Below are 18,485 nucleotides of genomic sequence, written 5' to 3'. Positions count from 1 at the left end.
GCGCCTTCAAGTCTCGCTGAGCTTGCGTGTAAGCTCCAGCAGGCGCTGCTCGAAACGCGGCCAGCTCTCGCCGGGCAGGCGCTGGCAGTGCGCGATGGGCGCTCGCAGGGTACCGGTATCCACCAGCACCGTCGACTCGAGCGCCTGTTCGATGCGCTGCTGTACCATCTGTGCGCCGCTCTGGCTGGTATCGGGCAGTACCAGCCAGAAGGTGGACGTGCCCTGTCGCCCCAGGAAGTCGTGCCGCCGCGAGCAGCGGTGCACGGCGAGACACAGAGCGTCGAGCAGGGCCTGGCGTGCCCGGCTGCCGAACTGTTCGCTGGCCATTTCCAGTTGGGGCAGGTGCAGAGCCAGGACGGCCAGGGGCTGGCCGAGGAACTGAGTACGTTGATATTCACTGCCGAGCAGTTCGTGCATGGCCTCCCGCGCCAGGGCATTGCAATGGCGGTCGCGAGGGTTGGTGGCTTCCAGCAGGGCCTGCTGGCGGCGTTGCTCCCAGGGTACCAGGGCAACGACCAGAGTCATGGCCACATAGCCGAGAGCGAAATGCAGGTCCAGCGCGGTGTCGCTCAAGAACAGCCACACGGGGGCCAGGAACAGATTCAGCAGCATGGCGGAAGCCAGCGGCAGCAACAGGACCGTGAGCAGCGGCGCGAGGCCAATCCACATGATGCCTGCCTCTTCCAGCCAGGGCAGTTCCAGGGCCAGCATCGAATAGCCGACGAGGAGTGCCAGATAGGCTGGCAGACGAGCCTGGTTGGGGCGGGCCACGTGTAGCAGGCAGGCGACCAGCATGACCAGCGCCAGGGCTGCCGGCAGCAGGATGCGGCTGTAGTCGCCCATCAGATAGCGCCAGGCGGCATAGCACCCCAGCAAGAGCGCAGAAAAGGCATACGCCACGATGAGTCTGCCCGCGGCGTTGCGGCTATCGTCATCCATCCGGTCGCTCCGTCTGGGGCTGGGGGGCGCGATGCGTGAAGTGCCGCGTCAGGTCGTCGAGAGTCGAGACCTGGTTCAGCGGTACGAAGCGTATCTCGGCATTGGGGCGAAGCCCCTTGAGCAACGTCTGACGCCGGGCTTGGGCCTGGTCGTCGTTGCGGCTGAGCAGCAGCGTCGCCAAGGTGCGATGGTCGAGCCGATAACAGTTCTCGAAATCGTGGGTCAGGCGACACAGCTCCTGGGCCAAGGGCCAGAACTTGCCGCGTGGCATGCGCAGCAGCATCAGCTCTCCGTGTACGCCCTCCCGCCGGCAGCGGGCGCGCTCGCGGCGCAGGTCGGCGGAGAGCTGCTGGCTACTCCAGAGCGGCAGGCCCGGCACCAGGCGCATGCGCTGACGCGAACCGGCACGCGACGGTAACAAATAGCGATTGCGGGCCAGTCCGAGCAGCATCAACGGTAGCAGTACCAGGCCGGAGAACAGCGTCTGCTCGATGCCCAGCAGATCTGCCAGGCGCCACCAGGTGAGTCCGGCCAGGGCGCAGCTCAGCGCCAGCACCCAGCCGGGCTGGGGTAGCATCAGTAGAGCGGGCCACACCCATAGCCACAGCGCGTGACGCTCAGGTTCCACGAGCAGCAGGCCGGCCAACAGCATGCTGGGTAACAACTGCCAGGGGACGGTGGGGGGGCGCCGGTAGCTGAGTTCGAGCAGACTGGCCGTCACCATCAGCCAGACGCTGGCCAACACCAGCAGCAGAGCGCTGGAGAGCGGTTCGGCGAGGTAAGCCAGCAGGATCAGTAACAGCGCCGCGGCCCACAGGTTCAGGCGCATCAGCCCGACTTTGTACTTGCTCTGCATGGTGCCTTACTATGGGGTTCAACGTGGTATCGCGCCAGTATAACGTTCGCAGCGCCGTGTGGCGCTCTGCCAGGAGAACTTCGTTCCGCATGACCGCTCACGCCTCCCAAAACGAAACCAGTGCCACCCAGATCGACGATGTCGTGGCCTACATGGCTGGCCTCGGGCAGGCGGCACGTGCCGCTGCCACTCAGATGCGTCGCGCCGTGACCGGCGACAAGAATCGCGCCCTGCTGGCCATGGCCGAGCACCTTCAGCGTCGCCGCGGTGAGATACTGGAGGCCAACGCCTCCGATCTGGCCCGTGGTCGCGACAACGGCCTCGAGCCGGCCCTGCTCGATCGTCTGGCGCTCAACGATGCGCGCATCGATGCGATGATCGAAGGTCTCGAGCAGGTGGCGGCACTGCCCGATCCCGTGGGCGAGATCGAGGGGTTGCGCTACCGGCCCAGCGGTATTCAGGTGGGTCAGATGCGCGTGCCGCTCGGGGTAATCGGCATCATCTACGAGTCGCGGCCCAACGTGACCATGGAGGCCGCCAGCCTGTGCCTGAAGTCGGGCAATGCCAGCATCCTGCGCGGCGGCTCCGAGGCGCGGGATTCCAATGCCGCCATCGCCGCCTGCATTCGCGCCGGGCTGCGCGAGGCTGGGCTGCCCGAGGACGCGGTGCAGGTAGTGGCCACCACCGACCGTGCCGCGGTGGGGCAGCTGATCGCCATGCCGGAGTATGTCGACGTAATCATCCCGCGGGGTGGCAAGTCCCTGATCGAGCGCATCTCTCGAGAGGCGCGGGTGCCGGTGATCAAGCACCTGGACGGTGTCTGCCATGTTTATATCGATGCCACGGCGGATCCCGAGAAGGCGCTGGCGATCGCCGTCAACGCCAAGACGCATCGCTACGGCACCTGCAACACCATGGAGACCCTGCTCGTCGATGCGCCGGTGGCCGAGGAGCTGCTGCCGCGCCTGGCGCAAGCCTATGCCGTGTACGAGGTCGAGCTGCGCGGCTGTGAGCGCAGCCGGGCCATTCTCGACGGTATCGCTGCCGCAAGCGAAGAAGACTGGTACGCCGAATATCTGGCCCCGGTACTGGCGGTGCGGGTGGTCGATGGCATGGAAGCTGCCATCGAGCACATCGAGCGCTATGGCTCGCACCACACCGATGCCATCGTGACCCAAGACTACGGGCTGGCGCGTCGCTTCATGGCCGAGGTCGATTCGAGCTCGGTGATGGTCAATGCATCGACCCGTTTTGCCGATGGCTTCGAGTACGGCCTGGGTGCGGAGATCGGCATCTCCACCGACAAGCTTCATGCGCGCGGTCCGGTCGGGCTCGAAGGGTTGACCACGCGCAAGTACGTTGTGCTGGGCGACGGCCAGGTACGCCAGTGACGGCGCAGAGCGGCGCCTTGCCTTCGCAGCAGGCCGTGAGGCCGCTCGAGCCGCCGCGCGTGGCCATGTTCGGCGGCACCTTCGATCCCGTGCACCTGGGGCACCTGCGCAGCGCCGTGGAGCTGCACGAGGCGCTGGCGCTCGATCGGGTGCACATGGTGCCGGCGTGCATGCCGCCGTTGCGCGACAGGCCCCAGGTGGCGCCGCAGGAGCGCTTGAACCTGCTTAGGCTAGGAATAGGCGATACGCCGGGGCTGGTGGCTGATGGGCGAGAACTCGAGCGTGACGGCCCGTCGTACAGCGTCGATACCCTGGCCGGGCTGCGCGACGAGTACGGTCGCGAGGCGCGCCTGATCATGGCGCTGGGCCATGATGCCTTTCTGCGTCTGGCCGACTGGCACGAGCCACAGCGGCTGTTCGAGCTGGCTCACCTGGTCGTCATCGACCGCCCCGACCATGCCGCACCGCTTTCTTCCGCGCTTACCGAACTGATCGCCGGACGTGAGGTCGATAGACCCGAGCTTCTCATGCGGCGTGCTGCGGGTGGTTTATTGCGCCTGGCATTGCCCACGCGCATGGCGCTTTCGGCAACGGCGATACGCCAGCGTCTGGCGGAGGGGCGCAGCGTGCGTTACCTGCTGCCGGAAGCGGTGGAGAGAAGAATCGACGCCGCCTCGTTGTATCGTCACTCTTGAACGCTGCCAGCAGCTGCCCAAGACGCTACAATGGCGGAGTCCAAGACTTCCCGTTGATGAGGGGCTATGCATAACGAATCGCTCAAGACACTGGTAGTAGATGCACTGGAGGATCTCAAAGCCAAGGATGTCGCACTGCTCGATGTCTCCCGGCTGACCAGTGTCACCGACCTGATGGTAGTGGCCAGCGGTACCTCCACCCGTCATGTGACGGCGCTGGCCGACCATGTGGTCGAACGGGCCAAGGCAAGCGGCATTCAGCCCCTGGGGGTAGAGGGGCAGGCCGGCTCCGACTGGGTGCTGGTCGATCTTGGCGATCTCGTGGTGCATGTCATGCTGCCCGATACTCGACAACTCTATGACCTGGAGCGGCTGTGGGCCGACCTGCCGAGCGATGGCGAGCATCAGGAGCAGGGCGGCACATGAGGATCCGCCTGTTGGCGGTCGGCACTCGCATGCCTGGTTGGGTCAACGAAGGGGTGGAGGAGTATCGCAAGCGCCTGCCGCGCGACTTCGCTCTGGAGATCGAAGAGATCGTTCCTGGACAGCGTGGCAAGAATGCCGATACGGCCAGGGCCGTGGCGTCGGAAGCCAAGCGCATACGGGAGCGGCTGCGGGGCGATGAATTCGTCGTGGCACTGGAAGTCGGCGGGCGAGCCTGGAGCACAGAGCGTCTGGCCCAGGAGGCCGAGAGCTGGCGGCTCGAAGGGCGTGAGGTGGTGCTGCTGGTGGGTGGGCCGGATGGCCTGGCCCCTGAGCTCTCCGCGGCCGCCGATCGCCGCTGGTCGCTGTCGGCGCTGACGCTGCCGCATCCACTGGTCAGGGTGATTCTGGCCGAACAGCTCTATCGCGCCTGGACCCTGCTGGTGGGGCATCCCTACCACCGCTGAACGGCGCCTTACCGAAACTGAGTGAGATCTATTGTCGGCATGCGCGACCGCCGTGACACCCTCAAGAATCCCGAGCAGGAGCTGCGCATCTTTCGCGTACGCGCCCTGCTCGCCGTATTGACGATCCTGATCCTGACCGGGTTGCTGTCGGGACGGCTCGTCTATCTGCAAGTGGTCCAGCACGAGGTCTACACGACGCGTTCCGAGAAGAACCGCGTGCGGGTGGAGCCGCTGCCGCCCACCCGCGGCTTGATCTTCGACCGCAACGGCATGCTGCTGGCCGAGAATCGTCCGACCTACAACCTGACGTTGATACGTGAGAGGGCCGAAAACCTCGATGCCACCCTGGACCGGCTCGAGGAGCTGCTGGAGCTGACGCCGGAAGAGGCGGAAGGATTTCGCATTCGCGCCCGGCAGCCGCAGCGACCATTCCAGCCCGCGCTGCTGATGAGCGATCTCGATGAGGTCCAGATCGCCCGGCTGGCAGTGAATCGGCACCGCTTGCCCGGGGTCGAGGTGGAAGCCCAACTGCTGCGCTTCTATCCCGATGCGAACATCATGGCCCATGCGATCGGCTATGTCGGTCGCATCAATGCTGAAGAGGTCAAGACGCTCGACCCTGGGCGCTATGCGGGTACTCACTTCATCGGCAAGACCGGCGTGGAACGCTTTTACGAAGACGTGCTGCACGGACAGGCCGGATTGCGCCAGGTGGAGACCAATGCGCGTGGCCGTGTGTTGCGTGAACTCGGTCGTACCGATCCCGTGCCGGGACAGAACCTGACGCTGACCCTCGACCGCGATCTGCAGAACCTCGCTTATGAGCTGCTCGATGGCCGACGCGGTTCCATCGTGGCCATCGTTCCCGCTACCGGGGAGATACTGGCCATGGTGTCGGCGCCCGGCTTCGACAGTAACCAGTTCGTCACCGGCATCGATTTCGCCTCCTACCGGGCGTTGCAGGAGGACATCGATCTGCCGCTGTTCAACCGGGCCATTCGCGGCCAGTATCCGCCCGGTTCCACGATCAAGCCCTTCCTCGCCCTGGCAGGCCTGGTAGAAGGGGTGATCACGCCCGATCGTGTCATCAACGACCCCGGCTTCTACCAGCTGCCCAACGACAGCCGGCGCTATCGCAACTGGCTGCGCTGGGGGCACGGGCGGGTGGACATGGAGCGTTCCATCGCTGTCTCCAACAACACCTATTACTACTCGCTGGCCCATGAGATGGGTATTGACCGCCTGCATGAGCAGATGAGCGCTTTTGGCTTCGGTCAGCGCGTCGGTCACGATGTGTTCGGCGAGAGCGGGGCGCTGATGCCGTCGCGCGACTGGAAACGGGCGCGTTTCAATCAGCCCTGGTTTCCCGGCGAGACGCTGTCGGTGGGCATCGGCCAGGGCTACTGGCAGGTTACGCCGCTGCAGTTGGCAACCGCCACGGCGGTGCTCGCCAACCGCGGTCAATGGGTCAAGCCGCGCTTGGCGAGCCGGATCGGCGACGAGCCGGTGCCCGTGGAGCTACCCGATACGCCCAACGATATCGCGGTGCAGAGTGATGTCTGGTGGGACCGTGTCTTCTCCGGCATGGAGAAAGTGCTGACCGGCAGCGAAGGCACGGCGCGGCGGACCGGCGTGGGCCTGAAGTACCGCATGGCCGGCAAGTCGGGCACCGCGCAGGTGTTCTCGTTGGGTCAGGACCAGCGTTACAACGCCGAAGAGCTGGCCGAACGGCTGCGCGATCACGCCCTGTTCATGGCCTTCGCCCCCTTGGAGGATCCACAGATCGCCGTTTCCGTGATCGTGGAGAATGCCGGTGGTGGCAGTACCCATGCTGCCCATCTGGCGCGGGCGATGACCGATGCCTGGCTGCTGGAGGAGGAGGCGCCCGATGCAGACGAGATCCGCGAGACGATGGAAAACGATGACAGCAGCGTGGCGGGGAACTGAGTGATGTTCGGCTTGATGAACGGGCTGCGCGCCCGGCCGGTGCGGGCGCCGGAAAGCGGTATTTCGCGGCGCAAGAGCATTTGGGAGCGCACGCATCTCGATCCCTGGCTGCTGCTGTTGTTGGTGATACTGCTGACGGTCGGGCTGGGCGTGCTTTACAGTGCCAGCGGCCAGCGCATCGAAGTGGTGATGGCCCAGGCGTCGCGTTTCGTGGTGGCGTTCGTGATCATGCTGGTGCTGGCTCAGTTGCCGCCGGCCACCCTGATGCGCTGGGCGCTGCTGCTCTATGGCGCCGGACTGCTGATGCTGGTCGCCGTCGAACTGGTGGGCGATGTCGGTATGGGGGCGCGGCGCTGGCTGGTGATTCCCGGCGTGATCCGCTTTCAACCTTCCGAGTTGATGAAGCTGGCAATGCCGCTGATGCTGGCCGCTTGGCTGAGCCGGCGTGAGTTGCCGCCACGCTGGAAGGATCTTCTGGTGTGCGCGGTATTGCTGGGTTTGCCCGTGCTGCTGATCGCCCGGCAGCCGGACCTGGGTACCTCGCTGCTGGTGGCCTGTGCCGGCGTGTTCGTGGTGCTGCTGGCCGGGCTCTCCTGGCGCTTCATTCTCTTTCTTTCCGTTGCCGCGGCGGCGGCACTGCCCTTGCTGTGGGTGAATCTCCACAATTACCAGCGCCAACGGGTGCTGACCTTCCTCAACCCGGAGAGCGATCCGCTGGGCGCCGGCTGGAACATCATTCAGTCGACCACTGCCATCGGCAGCGGCGGCCTGTGGGGCAAGGGCTGGCTCCAGGGCACCCAGTCGCAGCTCGAATTCCTGCCCGAGCGTCACACCGATTTCATCGTGGCGGTGCTTGGCGAGGAGTTCGGCCTGGTCGGTATGCTGCTCATCCTGTTTCTCTATCTGCTGATCGTCCTGCGCGGGCTGTGGCTGGCCATGGCGTCGCACGATACTTTCGGTCGGTTGTTGGGAGGCAGCATCATCCTGACCTTCTTCATTTACATATTCGTCAATGTCGGTATGGTCAGCGGCATTCTTCCGGTGGTCGGCGTTCCGCTGCCACTGGTGAGCTATGGCGGCACCTCCAGCGTGACCTTGCTGGCGGGATTCGGTATTCTCATGTCGATTCACGGACACCGTCGTCTGTTGCCGCGTTAACGGTGGTAGCGCGGGTTCGAGCGACAATGCCCCGGTCAGGGAGTGGCAGAAGCATGACGCCTGAGTGCAAGTGGAAAGGGTGGAAAGGACCTCGAATTGCCGCTGTAACGGCAACGGTTCTGGGATTGATGGTACCGTCTCTTCAGGCGGCGGATTTCACCCCTGCCCAGCACGAGGGGGCAAGGCAACTGGTGGAAGAGTTGGCCGAGCGCGGCATCGAACGCGATTGGCTCGAGACGGCGCTGCAACAGGCCGTCTTCCAGCAGGGCGTACTCGATGCCATGGAGGGGGCAGCCGAGCGGCGGTTGCGCTGGGATGAGTATCGCGAGATTTTCCTGCAGCCGGAGCGCATCGCGCGTGGCGTTGACTTCATCGAAGCCCACGAGGATGCCTTCGAGCGCGCCTATGCCGAATACGGTGTGCCGCCGGAGGTGATCGCGGCCATCATCGGCGTCGAAACCAGCTATGGCCGCTTCACCGGACGTCACCGCGTCATCGACTCGCTCTCGACGCTGGCCTTCCATCATCCGGTGCGCGGTAATTTCTTCCGTGGCGAGCTTGCCGCCTTTCTCGAGATCACCCACGAGCAGGAGGTGGACCCCGGCAGTCTCAAGGGTTCCTATGCCGGCGCCATGGGCTATCCGCAGTTCATTCCGACCAGCTACCGCGCCTACGCGGTCGATTTCGACGGCGACGGCCAGCGCAACCTGTGGACCAATCCCGTCGATGCCATCGGCAGCGTGGGCAACTACTTCGCCGAGCATGGCTGGCGCCCCGGCGAGCTGATCTACGTTGAAGCTCAGGGGCCGTCCGATGAGCCGCCTTCCGGTATCGATTTCAACCGCACTCAGCGTCCCTACGTCGAAGTGAGTGAGCTGGAGCAGGCGGGCGTCGCTGCCAAGGGCGGGCTCGATGGTGAGCAGTGGGTGATCCCGCTGGCGCTGGAAGTGGATGAGTCGAGCTGGCGCTATCGGCTCGGTCATGAGAATTTCTACGTCATTACCCGCTACAACCACAGCCATCTTTACGCCATGGCCGTGACCGAGCTGGCCGAGGAGATCGCCGCCATGCGCGAGCTCGGCCCTCTGCCGCAGAATGGATCCGCCGAACGAGGGGAATCGCCATGAAAGCGCTGCCGATCGTGCTTGCCGTTACCGCTTTGTTGGCGGGCTGTGCGAGCAGCGGGCCGACCACCGCGCCGCAGCGTGACAGTACCGATAGACAGCCCGCCGCCCCGGCGCCATCCAGCAGCGGCGGTCGCTATGCCATGAACAGCGATGCCTATCCGGACAATCCCCCGGATGTCAGCCAGATTCCCGATGCCGTGCCGCGCGTGGAGCCGCTCTCACGTGGCGGCAATCGTCCCGTCTACGAGGTGTGGGGCAAGACCTACCACGTACTGCCCGACGCGCGAGGCTACGCCCGCCAGGGTACGGCTTCCTGGTACGGTGAGAAATTCCATGGCTACGCCACGTCCAATGGCGAAATCTACGACATGTACGAGATGACCGCGGCCCACCGTTCCCTGCCGCTGCCTACTTATGCGCGTGTGACCAGCCTCGAGAACGGTCGCTCGGTCATCGTCCGAGTCAACGACCGCGGTCCCTTCCACAACGATCGCGAGATCGATCTCTCCTACGCGGCAGCGGCGCGGCTCGACATCCTCGAGCGCGGCACCGGTCGGGTCAAGGTCGAAGCGATCGATGCGGAGGTGTGGTTGGCCGAAAATGGCGGCAATGGTGGTAACGGCGCGAACCGAACCTCCTCTGGCGCTGTCCAAACGGCGGCTCAGGCGACTCCACGCAGTAACCCGGCATCTCAGCAAGCCAGCTCGGCACCTCAGCAGGCCAGTGCCCCGGCGGCGAGCGCCGGCGCTGCTGCATCGAGTGGGTCCAACCAGGCTGGCAGCAACGGCATGCCGATCTATCTGCAGATCGCCGCGCTGGGATCCGCCGACAACGCCCGGGCGCTCAAGGCGCGCCTCGAAAGCGAGCTGTCTCATCCCGTGCGGGTGGCAGATGCCACCGGTATGTATCGTGTCCAGGTCGGCCCCCTGGCCCACGCCGGGCAGGTCGAGCCTGTGCGCGCTGAGCTGAGGCGTGCCGGCTTCGAACAAGCCTTTATTGTCAACGGCGCCGACTGAGTCGCGCCGTTCCCCTTGACCTTTCTCGACGTAGTGATGAGATTCATGCCCATGCGAGTGCTGTCCACCCCTATCTACCGTCGGCTGCTGCCACTGATGCTGTTCGGCCTGTTGCTGTGCGTCTCCAAGGCTCTGGCCCAGGCAACTCCGACCCCGACCCCACAGACCATGATCCCGGCTCCACCGCAGATCGCTGCCAAGTCCTGGATTCTGATGGATGCGGACAGCGGCAGGGTGCTGGTCGAGCACAACGCCGATGAGCGTCTTCCCCCGGCCAGCCTGACCAAGCTGATGACCGCCTATCTGGTGGAGCGGGAGCTCGACCGTGGCAACATCAACCTGGACGACACCGTGCGCGTCAGCGAGAACGCCTGGCGTACGGGCGGCTCCAAGATGTTCATCGAGGTCAACACCGAGGTTTCCATCCGCGATCTGCTCTACGGCATCATCATCTCGTCGGGCAACGATGCCAGCGTGGCCGTGGCCGAGCACCTGGCCGGCGGTGAAGCCCCTTTTGCCGATCTGATGAATCAGCACGCCACGCGCCTTGGGCTGCACAACACCAGCTTTGCCAATGCCACCGGGCTGCCGCATCCGGAGCAGTACTCATCGGCCCGCGACATGGCGCTGCTCTCGCAGTACATCATTAACGACTACCCGGAACATTACGCGGTCTACGCCGAGAAATACTTCACCTACAACGACATTCGCCAGCCCAACCGCAACCGGTTGCTGTGGCGCGACCCCACTGTCGACGGCCTCAAGACCGGTTGGACCACCGAGGCGGGTTACGGCCTGGTGGCATCGGCCAAGCGCGACGGCATGCGCCTGATTTCGGTGGTGATGGGCACCAGCTCGGAGGAGTCCCGTGCCCAGGAGACCCAGAAGCTGCTCAGCTACGGTTTCCGCTACTACGAAACCCTCAATCTCTACGATCAGGGGGCGGTGCTCAACTCACCCCGGATCTGGGGCGGCGAGAAGAACGAGCTGCGCGTCGGCGTCGACCGCGACGTGGCCATGACTCTGCCGCGGGCGCGCAACGAAGAGCTGCATGCGCGGCTGGACATTCGCCAGGACCTCAATGCGCCCATCAGCCTGGGCGACCGGGTCGGCACCCTGGAGGTTCGTCTCGGTGATGAAGTCGTGGGCGAACACCCCCTGGTGGCCCTCGAGACGATCGAGGAGGGCGGCCTATTTAAGCGCCTATTCGATCAGGTGAGGCGCTTCTTCAGCAATCTGCTTAGCGGCTGGTTCTAGGTCGTTCCCAGGCCATTCGAGACAGGCGGCGCCGCTGTGCGCCGCCTGCATGGGACTCCTTGGCATACCTTGGGCACCAGCGGCTTGGCTGCCGATGGCTTGGGTGCCGAGTGAAAGCCGAGTAAAATACTCGGAATAGATAGGAAGGGCCACGACCCCGAGAGAGCCATGTCAGACGACAAACTGCGCGATTTACGCCAAGCCCCGGCGACAAACCAAGCGGCGCCGACGATCACCTTTCCCTGCGACTATCCCATCAAGGTGGTGGGCGATGCCGCCGAGGACTTCACCGCCACTGTGTGCCAGGTGGTGCTGCGCCACGATGCCAGCTTCGATGCCGAAAGCATCGAGGTCGTCGAGAGCCGTACTGCCCGTTACCTTTCGGTGAGGCTGACCCTGCGGGCGACCGGTGAGAAGCAGCTCAAGGCGCTGTTCGCCGATCTCAAGGCCACCGGCCGCGTGCACATGGTGGTATAGATGGCGCCATGCGCCGCTATGGCCGCTCCTATCGAGCTTCATCGCCTGGGCCGACGACCCTACCTCCCGGTGTGGCAGGCCATGCGCGACCTCACCGATACCCGCGACGAGACGACTGCGGACCAGCTCTGGCTGGTGGAGCATGATCCGGTTTTCACTCAGGGGCAGGCCGGCAAGCCCGAGCACCTGCTGATGCCGGGCGACATTCCTGTAGTGCAGACGGATCGCGGCGGCCAGGTGACCTATCACGGGCCGGGGCAGGTGGTGCTCTATCCGCTCCTCGACGTGCGGCGCTCGCGGCTCGGGGTGCGGGATCTCGTCTCGGCGCTGGAGAATGCCGTCATCGCCGTGCTGGTGGAGCAGGGCATCGAGGCGCGGGCACGCGCCGATGCCCCCGGTGTCTACGTCGGCGAGGCCAAGATCGCCTCGCTGGGCTTACGTATCCGGCGCGGTGCCAGCTATCACGGCGTTGCGCTCAATGTCGATGCCGACCTGAGCCCCTTCGCACGCATCAATCCCTGCGGCTATGCCGGCATGGCCATGACGCGCCTGGCCGATCTGGTGGCCAAGCCGCCTTCGGTGGAGCAGGTGGGTCTGAGTCTGGCGCGGAGCCTGGCGAGTGAGCTGGGGCGCGAGCTGCAGCTGCAGGAAGCACAGGCGGCCGTGTGAAGGCCGCCGGCGGGGAGCGCCATCAACCGACGTTGATCGCCTGAATGCGGTTGGGGTCGGGCTCCTGGCCCGGTACCTCGGCGGGGGCGGCCAGGCCCAGATTGTTCTTCTCGAACACCCGGTCGGCCCGGTAGCTGGAGCGTACCAGCGGGCCGGAGGCCACTTCCATGAAACCCTTTTCCAGGCCCAGGCGGCGATAGCGCTCAAACTCGTCTGGCGTGACCCAGCGCTCTACCGGCAAATGGTTGCGCGTCGGACGCAGATACTGCCCCAGGGTGACGATGTCGACGTCGATGGCGCGCAGGTCGTCGAAAGTCTGGAGGATCTCTTCGTCGGTTTCGCCAAGCCCCAGCATCAGGCTGGTCTTGGTCAGCACGTCGGGGCGGTAGCGCTTGGCGTGGGCCAGCACGTCGAGGGTCTTGCGGTAGCCGGCACGCGGGTCGCGCACGTAGTGGGTGAGTCGTTCCACCGTCTCGACGTTCTGGGCGAACACTTCCAGTCCGGAGTCGACCACCTGCTCGATGGCAGTTTGGTCACCATCGAAGTCGGGGGTGAGCGCCTCGACTACCACTGCGGGCGTGTTGGCCTTGATCGCCCGAATGCAGGCAGCATAGTGAGAGGCGCCGCCATCGGCCAGGTCGTCACGGTCAACCGAAGTGAGCACCACGTAGCGCAGGCCCATCAGCTCCACCGACTTGGCGGTATTGGCCGGCTCCTCGCTGTCCAGCCAGCCGCGGGGATTGCCGGTATCTACGGCACAGAAGCGGCAGGCGCGGGTACACACCGAGCCCATGAGCATGATGGTGGCCGTACCGTTGCTCCAGCACTCGCCCATGTTGGGGCAGTGAGACTCGGCGCATACGGTGCTCAGGCGGTGTTCCTTGACGTTGCGCTTCACTGCCTCGAAACGCCCGCCGCCGGGCATCTGGGCGCGTAGCCACTTCGGCTTGCGCCCCGGTTCCGGTTGTTCATCGGTCTGGCTGCGCTGCAGCTTGATACCGTCCTTGATGGCGGCGAAGCCGTGCTCGGTGCGGAACTTCGCGCCGCTAGGCACGCGTTTCGAGGTGTTGTCGCTCATAGGTGTGAGCCTCTCCACTAGGCGGCTGCCACGGCCGTGCCAGAGTTCATCGGTGCGCCATCATCGCGGGCGGACCTGGCCAAAGGCACGGCAATTGATACGTTGGTCGCAGGCCCGTAATCTACCATATCGCGCCTGACTGGCACAGCGGAGCAGGGCGACGCAGGCGTGACGCTCAACCTGATGTAAGCGGCAGGCAGACGACGCCATGGTCGGGGATTGGCCGGGGTGGCGCCCGGAAGTGCGCTTCGATTTCGCCCAGACGCTCGCGCACGAAACGCAGGAACAGTTCGGTGACCGGTGTGGGGAAGCGGTCTCGGGGGTAGACCGTGCACCAGGAGCGGCGCAGGGGAAAACCCGGTAGTGGCAGCTCCGCCAGCAGTCCGGCGCCGATCTCGAGACGAACTGCCAGCCGCGGCAGCACGGTGACACCCAGGTGAGCCATCACCCCCTGTTTGATCGCCTCGTTGGTGCCCAGCTCCATGGTATGCTGCAAGGCCACGTCCTGCTCGGCGGCGAGCTGCTCGAAAGCGGTGCGTACGCCGGAGCCTGACTCACGCATCAATAGATAGTGGCGGGCCAGATCTTCCAGGGTGGGCGAGGGCGCCTCGAGCAGTGGATGGCCGGGCCAGACGATGGGTATCAGTTCGTTCTCCAGGAACGGCATGAAGACCAGGTTGTCGTCCTCTTCGGGCACCATCGCCATGATCACCAGGTCGTCGCTGCGTGCGGCCAGCCTTTCCAGGGCCTGGCTGCGGTTGCAGACCCGCAGGCGTACCTGAACGTTGGGGTAGTGAGCGCGAAAGCGGGCGATCAGATGAGGTACCACGTACTGTGCCGTGGAGACGGCCGCCAGATTGAGCTCCCCGGAAATCGTGCCGTCCAGGTCCGACAGCGTCATCTGCAGTCGCGAGACCTGGCCGAAGATGGCCTGGGTCGAGGCTGCCAGGGCATCGGCCGCCGGCAGCACGTGCAGGGTCTTGCCAGCGTACTTGAACAGGGGTTGGCCGAGGGCCTGCTCGAGCTGACGGATCTGTGCGCTGACCGCCGGCTGGGTCAGGCCCAACTGTTCGGCGGCGCGTGAGTAGGATTGCTGCCGATGCACGGCCTGGAAGACCTGCAACTGGCGAAAGGTCAGGCGGTTCAGCAGCCTTGGGGTTGTCATCGATCGATCCGCTGGAAGGGCACAGGCAGGCCCGGTGAAGAACCCTTGTCATGCTATCACTGCCTTGTCATAGCGTCACAGAGTGGGAATCCATGCAAAGCCTTCGATTCGATCCATTGCGCCGGCAGCGTCTGCTGGTGGCCGGTAGCGGGCTTGGCGCCCTGCGTGCAGGTCAGGCCTGTAGCGAACTCGGGCTGGCCTGGCATGCCGGCGGCTGTCTGGCCGACGATGCGCTGATCGCACGCGCGCGTGAGCTGGCCTGCGATGCACTGCACCCGGGTGAGGCGACGGCAGAGCAGCAGCGCAGCCTGGCACGGGCCTGTGCCGGCGCCGGGTTGGCGTTCGTCGGCTCGGGCACGACCTTGCTCGACGCCATGTGCAACGGCGATGCCGCCCGGCATCTGATGCGGGAAGCGGGCCTGCCGCTGGCCGAGCCGGTGCCCTCTGCACCGTGCGTCCATCTGCCGGTGCTGGCCGACAATCGTGGCCAGGCGCTGGCCCTGGTCGAGCACGAGCGGATGGCCGACGATTTCGCCGTGGCGCCGAGCGAACGGCTGACGCCGGAGCAGCGCGCCTATCTTGGGCAGCTAGCCGTGCAGGGTGCCCGCGCCCTGGGTCTGGTCGGCCTGGCGACGTTGAGCTTCACCCTGGCCAACAACCGCCTGGGCTTTGTCGACATGTGCCCCGGCCTGACGGGTTTCGAGGGCCTGGCCGAGGTATTGAGTGGGCTCGATCTGGCTGTCGAGCAGATTCGTCTGGTGCAAGGGGAGAGGTTGCGGCGCCCCAGGGTCGGCCACATGGGGCACGGTCCGGGGCGGCCGGGTCATGCCAGCCTGCGCCTGCTTCCGCTGGGCAAAGGGCTACTTTGCGGTGGGCCGGGGGTCAGGCTCGATCGACCGGCAGCGGTCGGGAACGAGGCCCGGGTTCGTCTGCTGGTGTGGGGGCGCGATGCGGCCGAGGCCAGGCGTCGTGAGCGGCGGGCACTGGCTGAATGGCATGGCGACGTCGCGCCCGGCAATGGCGAAGTGGACTGAGGCTACCGCGAGCGGTCACAAAAAATCGACAAAACGGCTGCGTCCATCCGGCGCAGGGAGTACTATGCTTGTTGCAGTGCAGCAAATTTTCTCCTCCTGACGCCCCTGACGTGCGCCGGGAAAACTGGAGCCGAACATGAACTCACTGATGCCGACACCGCCCGCAGAGGCGCTCAGCTTGCTCGACCCATTCGGTTTTGGCCGTGCCGTTTTCGACTATTGGCGTGATGCCGTCGAGCGCAGTGTGCTTTACATGGACGTGATGCGCGAGCGTGGCAACCAGTATCTCGAACACATCGAGAAGACCAAACCCAACGTGCTCGGCTTCGATGCCGAGGTGGTGATGGACGGTCGCACCCTGCCGCGACCGGTGAATTACGAACTGATGCGGATCCTGCCGCCGGCCGGGATCGAAGTCGATCCCCAGTCCCGCCCCTTCGTGGTGGTGGACCCGCGTGCCGGACACGGGCCCGGCATCGGTGGCTTCAAGCCCGACAGCGAGATCGGTGTCGCGCTGCGCGCCGGTCATCCCTGCTATTTCATCGGCTTTCTGCCTTATCCGGAGCCCGGCCAGACCGTGGAAGACGTGGTCGAGGCGGAGATCGCCTTTCTGCGTTGCGTGATCGAGCACCATCTCGACTCCGAGAAGCCGATGGTGGTGGGGAACTGCCAGGCGGGCTGGCAGATCATGATGGCGGCCTCGCTCGAGCCGGACGTCTTCGGCCCCATTCTCATTGCCGGTGCGCCGCTCTCCTATTGGGCTGGTGAGCGGGGCAAGGCGCCGATGCGCTACACCGGCGGCATGACCGGCGGCAGCTGGATGACCACCCTGGCCAGCGACCTGGGAGATGGCCTGTTCGACGGCGCTCTGCTGGTGCAGAACTTCGAACGCCTCAATCCGGCCAATACCTGGTGGGACAAGCAGTACCGGCTGTACGCCAACGTCGACACCGAGGCCGGGCGCTATCTCAATTTCGAGCGCTGGTGGGGCGGTCACGTGGTGCTGGGCGGCGAGGAGATCCAGTACATCGTCGACAACCTGTTCGTCGGCAACCGCCTCTCCACCGCCCAACTGGTGACCTCGGACGGCCGCCGCATCGATCTGCGCAACGTGCGCTCTCCAGTAGTGGTGTTCTGCTCCCAGGGCGACGACATCACGCCGCCGCCCCAGGCGCTGGGCTGGGTGCGTGACCTTTATGGCGGAGTAGACGACATCATTGCCAGCGGGCAGACCATCGTCTACTGCGTGCACGACAGCACCGGGCACCTGGGCATCTTTGTGTCGGGCAGCGTGTCGCGCAAGGAGCACGCCGAGTTTACGGCCAACATCGACTATATCGACGTGCTGCCACCGGGGCTCTACGAGACCAAGGTCACCAGCGCCAAGGAGCGTGACGATGCCGAACTGATCGAGCGCGACTACCTGCTCGAGTTCAAGGCGCGCTCCATCGAGGGACTCAACCGCGACGTGCTGCAGCACCGCGCCGATGACGACACCCGCTTCGCTACCGTGGCGCGCGTCTCGGAAATCAATCTGGGGCTCTATCGGCTGTTCGTGCAGCCCTGGATCCGGGCGACCATCACCCCCGAAGCGGCACGTCTCATGCGGCGTATGCACCCGATCCGCCTGGGTTACAAGCTGCTGTCGGACCGAAATCCGCTGTCGGTGCCGCTGCCGGTGCTGGCCGACTGGGTGCGTCGCGACCGGCATCCGGTCGACGACAGCAACCTGCTGCGTTTACTGGAGAAGGCCTGCTCCGACCAGATTTCCCGGGCGCTCGATACCTGGCGCGAGATCCGCGATCAGAGCATCGAACATGCTTTCCTTACGGTGTACGGCCAGCCGCTGCTGCAGGCCATGGTCGGCTTGGGCGGCGATGCCCACGTACATCGCCGTCAGCCCGGCAGCGAGCCGGAGCATCGGCGCTTCATTGAGCGGCGTCAGGACGAGCTGCGCCAGCGCGTCGCCGAAGGCGGTATTCACGAGGCGGTGATGCGTTCGGTGATTTATGTACTGGGCGGGGCGCCCACCACCGACGAGCGCAACTTCAAGCGCCTGCGGGCGTCGCGGGCCGAGCTGGAGCCGGGCAGCAGCCTGTCGGACTTCAAGCATCTGGTGCGTGAGCAGTTCTTCATCCTCAAGCTCGACCGTGAGGCGGCGCTGGCAGCCATTCCAGAGCTGCTGGCAGGAGAACGGCCCGAGGCGATTCGCGACTCCCTCGAGCATATCGAGCATGTACTGGCCGCCAGCGGCGAGCTTTCCGAGCAGGTGCGCAAGCGCTATGAGCATATTCGGGAGCTCTTCGGCGAGGCGCTGGAACGGGTCGAGCCGGCAGCAAGTCGCCAGGCCCTCGTCGCCCTGCACGACGAAGTAGCGGCGGAAGCCAAAGCCGAGGTCGCCGCCAGGGATGAAGTGGAGAAGATGCTGCAGGATGCCGAGACCAAGGTCGACCCGAGCCCGGCGAAAGCGGCACCGGCCAAGCGCGCCAGCCGTGGCAGCAAGGCCTCCGCGACCAAGGCCACCGTGTCCAAGGAAAGTGGCGATGCCGGCGGCGAGAAGCCGGTCGCCAAGAGGGCGCCGCGCAAGCCTCGCAAGAGCTGACGCGCAACGGCCGAGTGGCTACTTTGCGTGGTCTCCTGGCGCCTCTGCCGTTAGCGGCAGAGGCGCTGCTGTTTTACCTTCTCTTGATGTTCTCTTGATGCTATGTCGAGATTGCTGCTTTACTGCCGCCATGTGGAAGCAGCTGGCGCGAAACGGGTTGCTGGGGTAGGGTAGGCGGATTTTT

17 protein-coding genes are annotated in these 18,485 nt (G+C 65.2%); 13 read left to right on the top strand and 4 right to left on the bottom strand.

Annotated features, from left to right (window positions below; genetic code table 11):
* Positions 1–6 precede the first annotated feature (6 nt).
* Together HOP59_RS17595 and HOP59_RS17590 are read right to left on the bottom strand one after the other, a co-directional pair.
* A complete protein-coding gene (locus tag HOP59_RS17595) occupies positions 7–939 on the bottom strand; it encodes a diguanylate cyclase domain-containing protein (protein ID WP_010629105.1) in 933 nt (310 codons plus the stop codon).
* Positions 932–1,795 carry a hypothetical protein gene (locus HOP59_RS17590; protein ID WP_010629104.1) on the bottom strand — a complete coding sequence of 288 codons (864 nt, stop codon included), beginning with the start codon at positions 1,793–1,795 and terminating at the stop codon, positions 932–934. Before HOP59_RS17590 ends, HOP59_RS17595 begins: the two co-directional genes overlap by 8 nt.
* 89 nt (positions 1,796–1,884) lie before the next feature.
* Between HOP59_RS17590 and HOP59_RS17585 the strand changes: the two genes are divergently transcribed.
* From HOP59_RS17585 to lipB, 11 genes are all read left to right on the top strand, one after another.
* Positions 1,885–3,186 carry a glutamate-5-semialdehyde dehydrogenase gene (locus HOP59_RS17585; RefSeq protein ID WP_234254817.1) on the top strand — a complete coding sequence of 434 codons (1,302 nt, stop codon included), beginning with the start codon at positions 1,885–1,887 and terminating at the stop codon, positions 3,184–3,186.
* A gap of 65 nt (positions 3,187–3,251) precedes the next feature.
* Positions 3,252–3,881 carry a nicotinate-nucleotide adenylyltransferase gene (nadD, locus tag HOP59_RS17580; RefSeq protein WP_051004663.1) on the top strand — a complete coding sequence of 210 codons (630 nt, stop codon included), beginning with the start codon at positions 3,252–3,254 and terminating at the stop codon, positions 3,879–3,881.
* Positions 3,882–3,947: 66 nt separating this feature from the next.
* Positions 3,948–4,307 (top strand): ribosome silencing factor, encoded by a 360-nt coding sequence (rsfS, locus tag HOP59_RS17575; RefSeq protein ID WP_010629101.1) that lies wholly within the window; start codon positions 3,948–3,950, stop codon positions 4,305–4,307.
* Positions 4,304–4,771, top strand: coding sequence for a 23S rRNA (pseudouridine(1915)-N(3))-methyltransferase RlmH (rlmH, locus tag HOP59_RS17570; protein WP_234254816.1), 468 nt, complete (start codon positions 4,304–4,306; stop codon positions 4,769–4,771). The genes rsfS and rlmH overlap by 4 nt, the downstream gene beginning before the upstream one ends.
* Positions 4,772–4,810: 39 nt before the next feature.
* Positions 4,811–6,718 carry a penicillin-binding protein 2 gene (gene mrdA, locus HOP59_RS17565; protein WP_234254815.1) on the top strand — a complete coding sequence of 636 codons (1,908 nt, stop codon included), beginning with the start codon at positions 4,811–4,813 and terminating at the stop codon, positions 6,716–6,718.
* A gap of 3 nt (positions 6,719–6,721) precedes the next feature.
* Positions 6,722–7,876 carry a rod shape-determining protein RodA gene (rodA, locus tag HOP59_RS17560; RefSeq protein WP_234254814.1) on the top strand — a complete coding sequence of 385 codons (1,155 nt, stop codon included), beginning with the start codon at positions 6,722–6,724 and terminating at the stop codon, positions 7,874–7,876.
* A gap of 128 nt (positions 7,877–8,004) precedes the next feature.
* The gene (gene mltB / locus HOP59_RS17555; protein WP_234254813.1) at positions 8,005–9,003 is read left to right on the top strand and encodes a lytic murein transglycosylase B; all 999 of its coding nucleotides are present in this window, start codon (positions 8,005–8,007) and stop codon (positions 9,001–9,003) included.
* Positions 9,000–10,019 carry a septal ring lytic transglycosylase RlpA family protein gene (locus HOP59_RS17550; RefSeq protein ID WP_234254812.1) on the top strand — a complete coding sequence of 340 codons (1,020 nt, stop codon included), beginning with the start codon at positions 9,000–9,002 and terminating at the stop codon, positions 10,017–10,019. The genes mltB and HOP59_RS17550 overlap by 4 nt, the downstream gene beginning before the upstream one ends.
* 45 nt (positions 10,020–10,064) lie before the next feature.
* Positions 10,065–11,276 (top strand): D-alanyl-D-alanine carboxypeptidase family protein, encoded by a 1,212-nt coding sequence (locus HOP59_RS17545; protein WP_422676737.1) that lies wholly within the window; start codon positions 10,065–10,067, stop codon positions 11,274–11,276.
* Between the two features lie 168 nt (positions 11,277–11,444).
* Positions 11,445–11,753, top strand: a complete 309-nt coding sequence (locus tag HOP59_RS17540) for an HP0495 family protein (RefSeq protein ID WP_010629094.1) — start codon at positions 11,445–11,447, stop codon at positions 11,751–11,753.
* 18 nt (positions 11,754–11,771) lie between these two features.
* Positions 11,772–12,422, top strand: coding sequence for a lipoyl(octanoyl) transferase LipB (gene lipB / locus HOP59_RS17535; RefSeq protein ID WP_234254810.1), 651 nt, complete (start codon positions 11,772–11,774; stop codon positions 12,420–12,422).
* A gap of 22 nt (positions 12,423–12,444) precedes the next feature.
* Here the strand turns inward: lipB and lipA are convergent, their stop codons facing one another.
* Positions 12,445–13,500 carry a lipoyl synthase gene (lipA, locus tag HOP59_RS17530; protein WP_010629092.1) on the bottom strand — a complete coding sequence of 352 codons (1,056 nt, stop codon included), beginning with the start codon at positions 13,498–13,500 and terminating at the stop codon, positions 12,445–12,447.
* A 175-nt stretch (positions 13,501–13,675) separates the two neighbouring features.
* Positions 13,676–14,665 (bottom strand): LysR family transcriptional regulator, encoded by a 990-nt coding sequence (locus HOP59_RS17525; protein ID WP_010629091.1) that lies wholly within the window; start codon positions 14,663–14,665, stop codon positions 13,676–13,678.
* Positions 14,666–14,757: 92 nt separating this feature from the next.
* Between HOP59_RS17525 and HOP59_RS17520 the strand changes: the two genes are divergently transcribed.
* Complete coding sequence (locus HOP59_RS17520) at positions 14,758–15,699, top strand: ATP-binding protein (RefSeq protein ID WP_234254809.1); 942 nt, start codon at positions 14,758–14,760, stop codon at positions 15,697–15,699.
* A gap of 136 nt (positions 15,700–15,835) precedes the next feature.
* Complete coding sequence (locus HOP59_RS17515) at positions 15,836–18,301, top strand: DUF3141 domain-containing protein (protein WP_234254808.1); 2,466 nt, start codon at positions 15,836–15,838, stop codon at positions 18,299–18,301.
* Positions 18,302–18,485 lie beyond the last annotated feature (184 nt).

It is taken from the genome of Billgrantia aerodenitrificans (genome assembly GCF_021404405.1).
GTDB classification, from domain to species: Bacteria; Pseudomonadota; Gammaproteobacteria; order Pseudomonadales; family Halomonadaceae; genus Halomonas; species Halomonas aerodenitrificans.
Note: the sequence above shows the minus strand (reverse complement) of the source record. Positions and strands in the feature narration are given on the sequence as shown.

Excerpts from the sequence above, each read along its gene's own strand:
- rodA (WP_234254814.1), top strand. The coding sequence starts at position 6,722 with ATGTTCGGCTTGATGAACGGGCTGCGCGCCCGGCCGGTGCGGGCGCCG.
- rlmH (WP_234254816.1), top strand. The coding sequence starts at position 4,304 with ATGAGGATCCGCCTGTTGGCGGTCGGCACTCGCATGCCTGGTTGGGTC.
- lipA (WP_010629092.1), bottom strand. The coding sequence starts at position 13,500 with ATGAGCGACAACACCTCGAAACGCGTGCCTAGCGGCGCGAAGTTCCGC.
- mrdA (WP_234254815.1), top strand. The coding sequence starts at position 4,811 with ATGCGCGACCGCCGTGACACCCTCAAGAATCCCGAGCAGGAGCTGCGC.
- HOP59_RS17545 (WP_422676737.1), top strand. The coding sequence starts at position 10,065 with ATGCCCATGCGAGTGCTGTCCACCCCTATCTACCGTCGGCTGCTGCCA.
- lipB (WP_234254810.1), top strand. The coding sequence starts at position 11,772 with ATGGCCGCTCCTATCGAGCTTCATCGCCTGGGCCGACGACCCTACCTC.
- HOP59_RS17525 (WP_010629091.1), bottom strand. The coding sequence starts at position 14,665 with ATGACAACCCCAAGGCTGCTGAACCGCCTGACCTTTCGCCAGTTGCAG.
- HOP59_RS17520 (WP_234254809.1), top strand. The coding sequence starts at position 14,758 with ATGCAAAGCCTTCGATTCGATCCATTGCGCCGGCAGCGTCTGCTGGTG.
- rsfS (WP_010629101.1), top strand. The coding sequence starts at position 3,948 with ATGCATAACGAATCGCTCAAGACACTGGTAGTAGATGCACTGGAGGAT.
- HOP59_RS17585 (WP_234254817.1), top strand. The coding sequence starts at position 1,885 with ATGACCGCTCACGCCTCCCAAAACGAAACCAGTGCCACCCAGATCGAC.
- mltB (WP_234254813.1), top strand. The coding sequence starts at position 8,005 with ATGGTACCGTCTCTTCAGGCGGCGGATTTCACCCCTGCCCAGCACGAG.
- HOP59_RS17595 (WP_010629105.1), bottom strand. The coding sequence starts at position 939 with ATGGATGACGATAGCCGCAACGCCGCGGGCAGACTCATCGTGGCGTAT.
- HOP59_RS17550 (WP_234254812.1), top strand. The coding sequence starts at position 9,000 with ATGAAAGCGCTGCCGATCGTGCTTGCCGTTACCGCTTTGTTGGCGGGC.
- HOP59_RS17590 (WP_010629104.1), bottom strand. The coding sequence starts at position 1,795 with ATGCAGAGCAAGTACAAAGTCGGGCTGATGCGCCTGAACCTGTGGGCC.
- nadD (WP_051004663.1), top strand. The coding sequence starts at position 3,252 with ATGTTCGGCGGCACCTTCGATCCCGTGCACCTGGGGCACCTGCGCAGC.
- HOP59_RS17540 (WP_010629094.1), top strand. The coding sequence starts at position 11,445 with ATGTCAGACGACAAACTGCGCGATTTACGCCAAGCCCCGGCGACAAAC.
- HOP59_RS17515 (WP_234254808.1), top strand. The coding sequence starts at position 15,836 with ATGAACTCACTGATGCCGACACCGCCCGCAGAGGCGCTCAGCTTGCTC.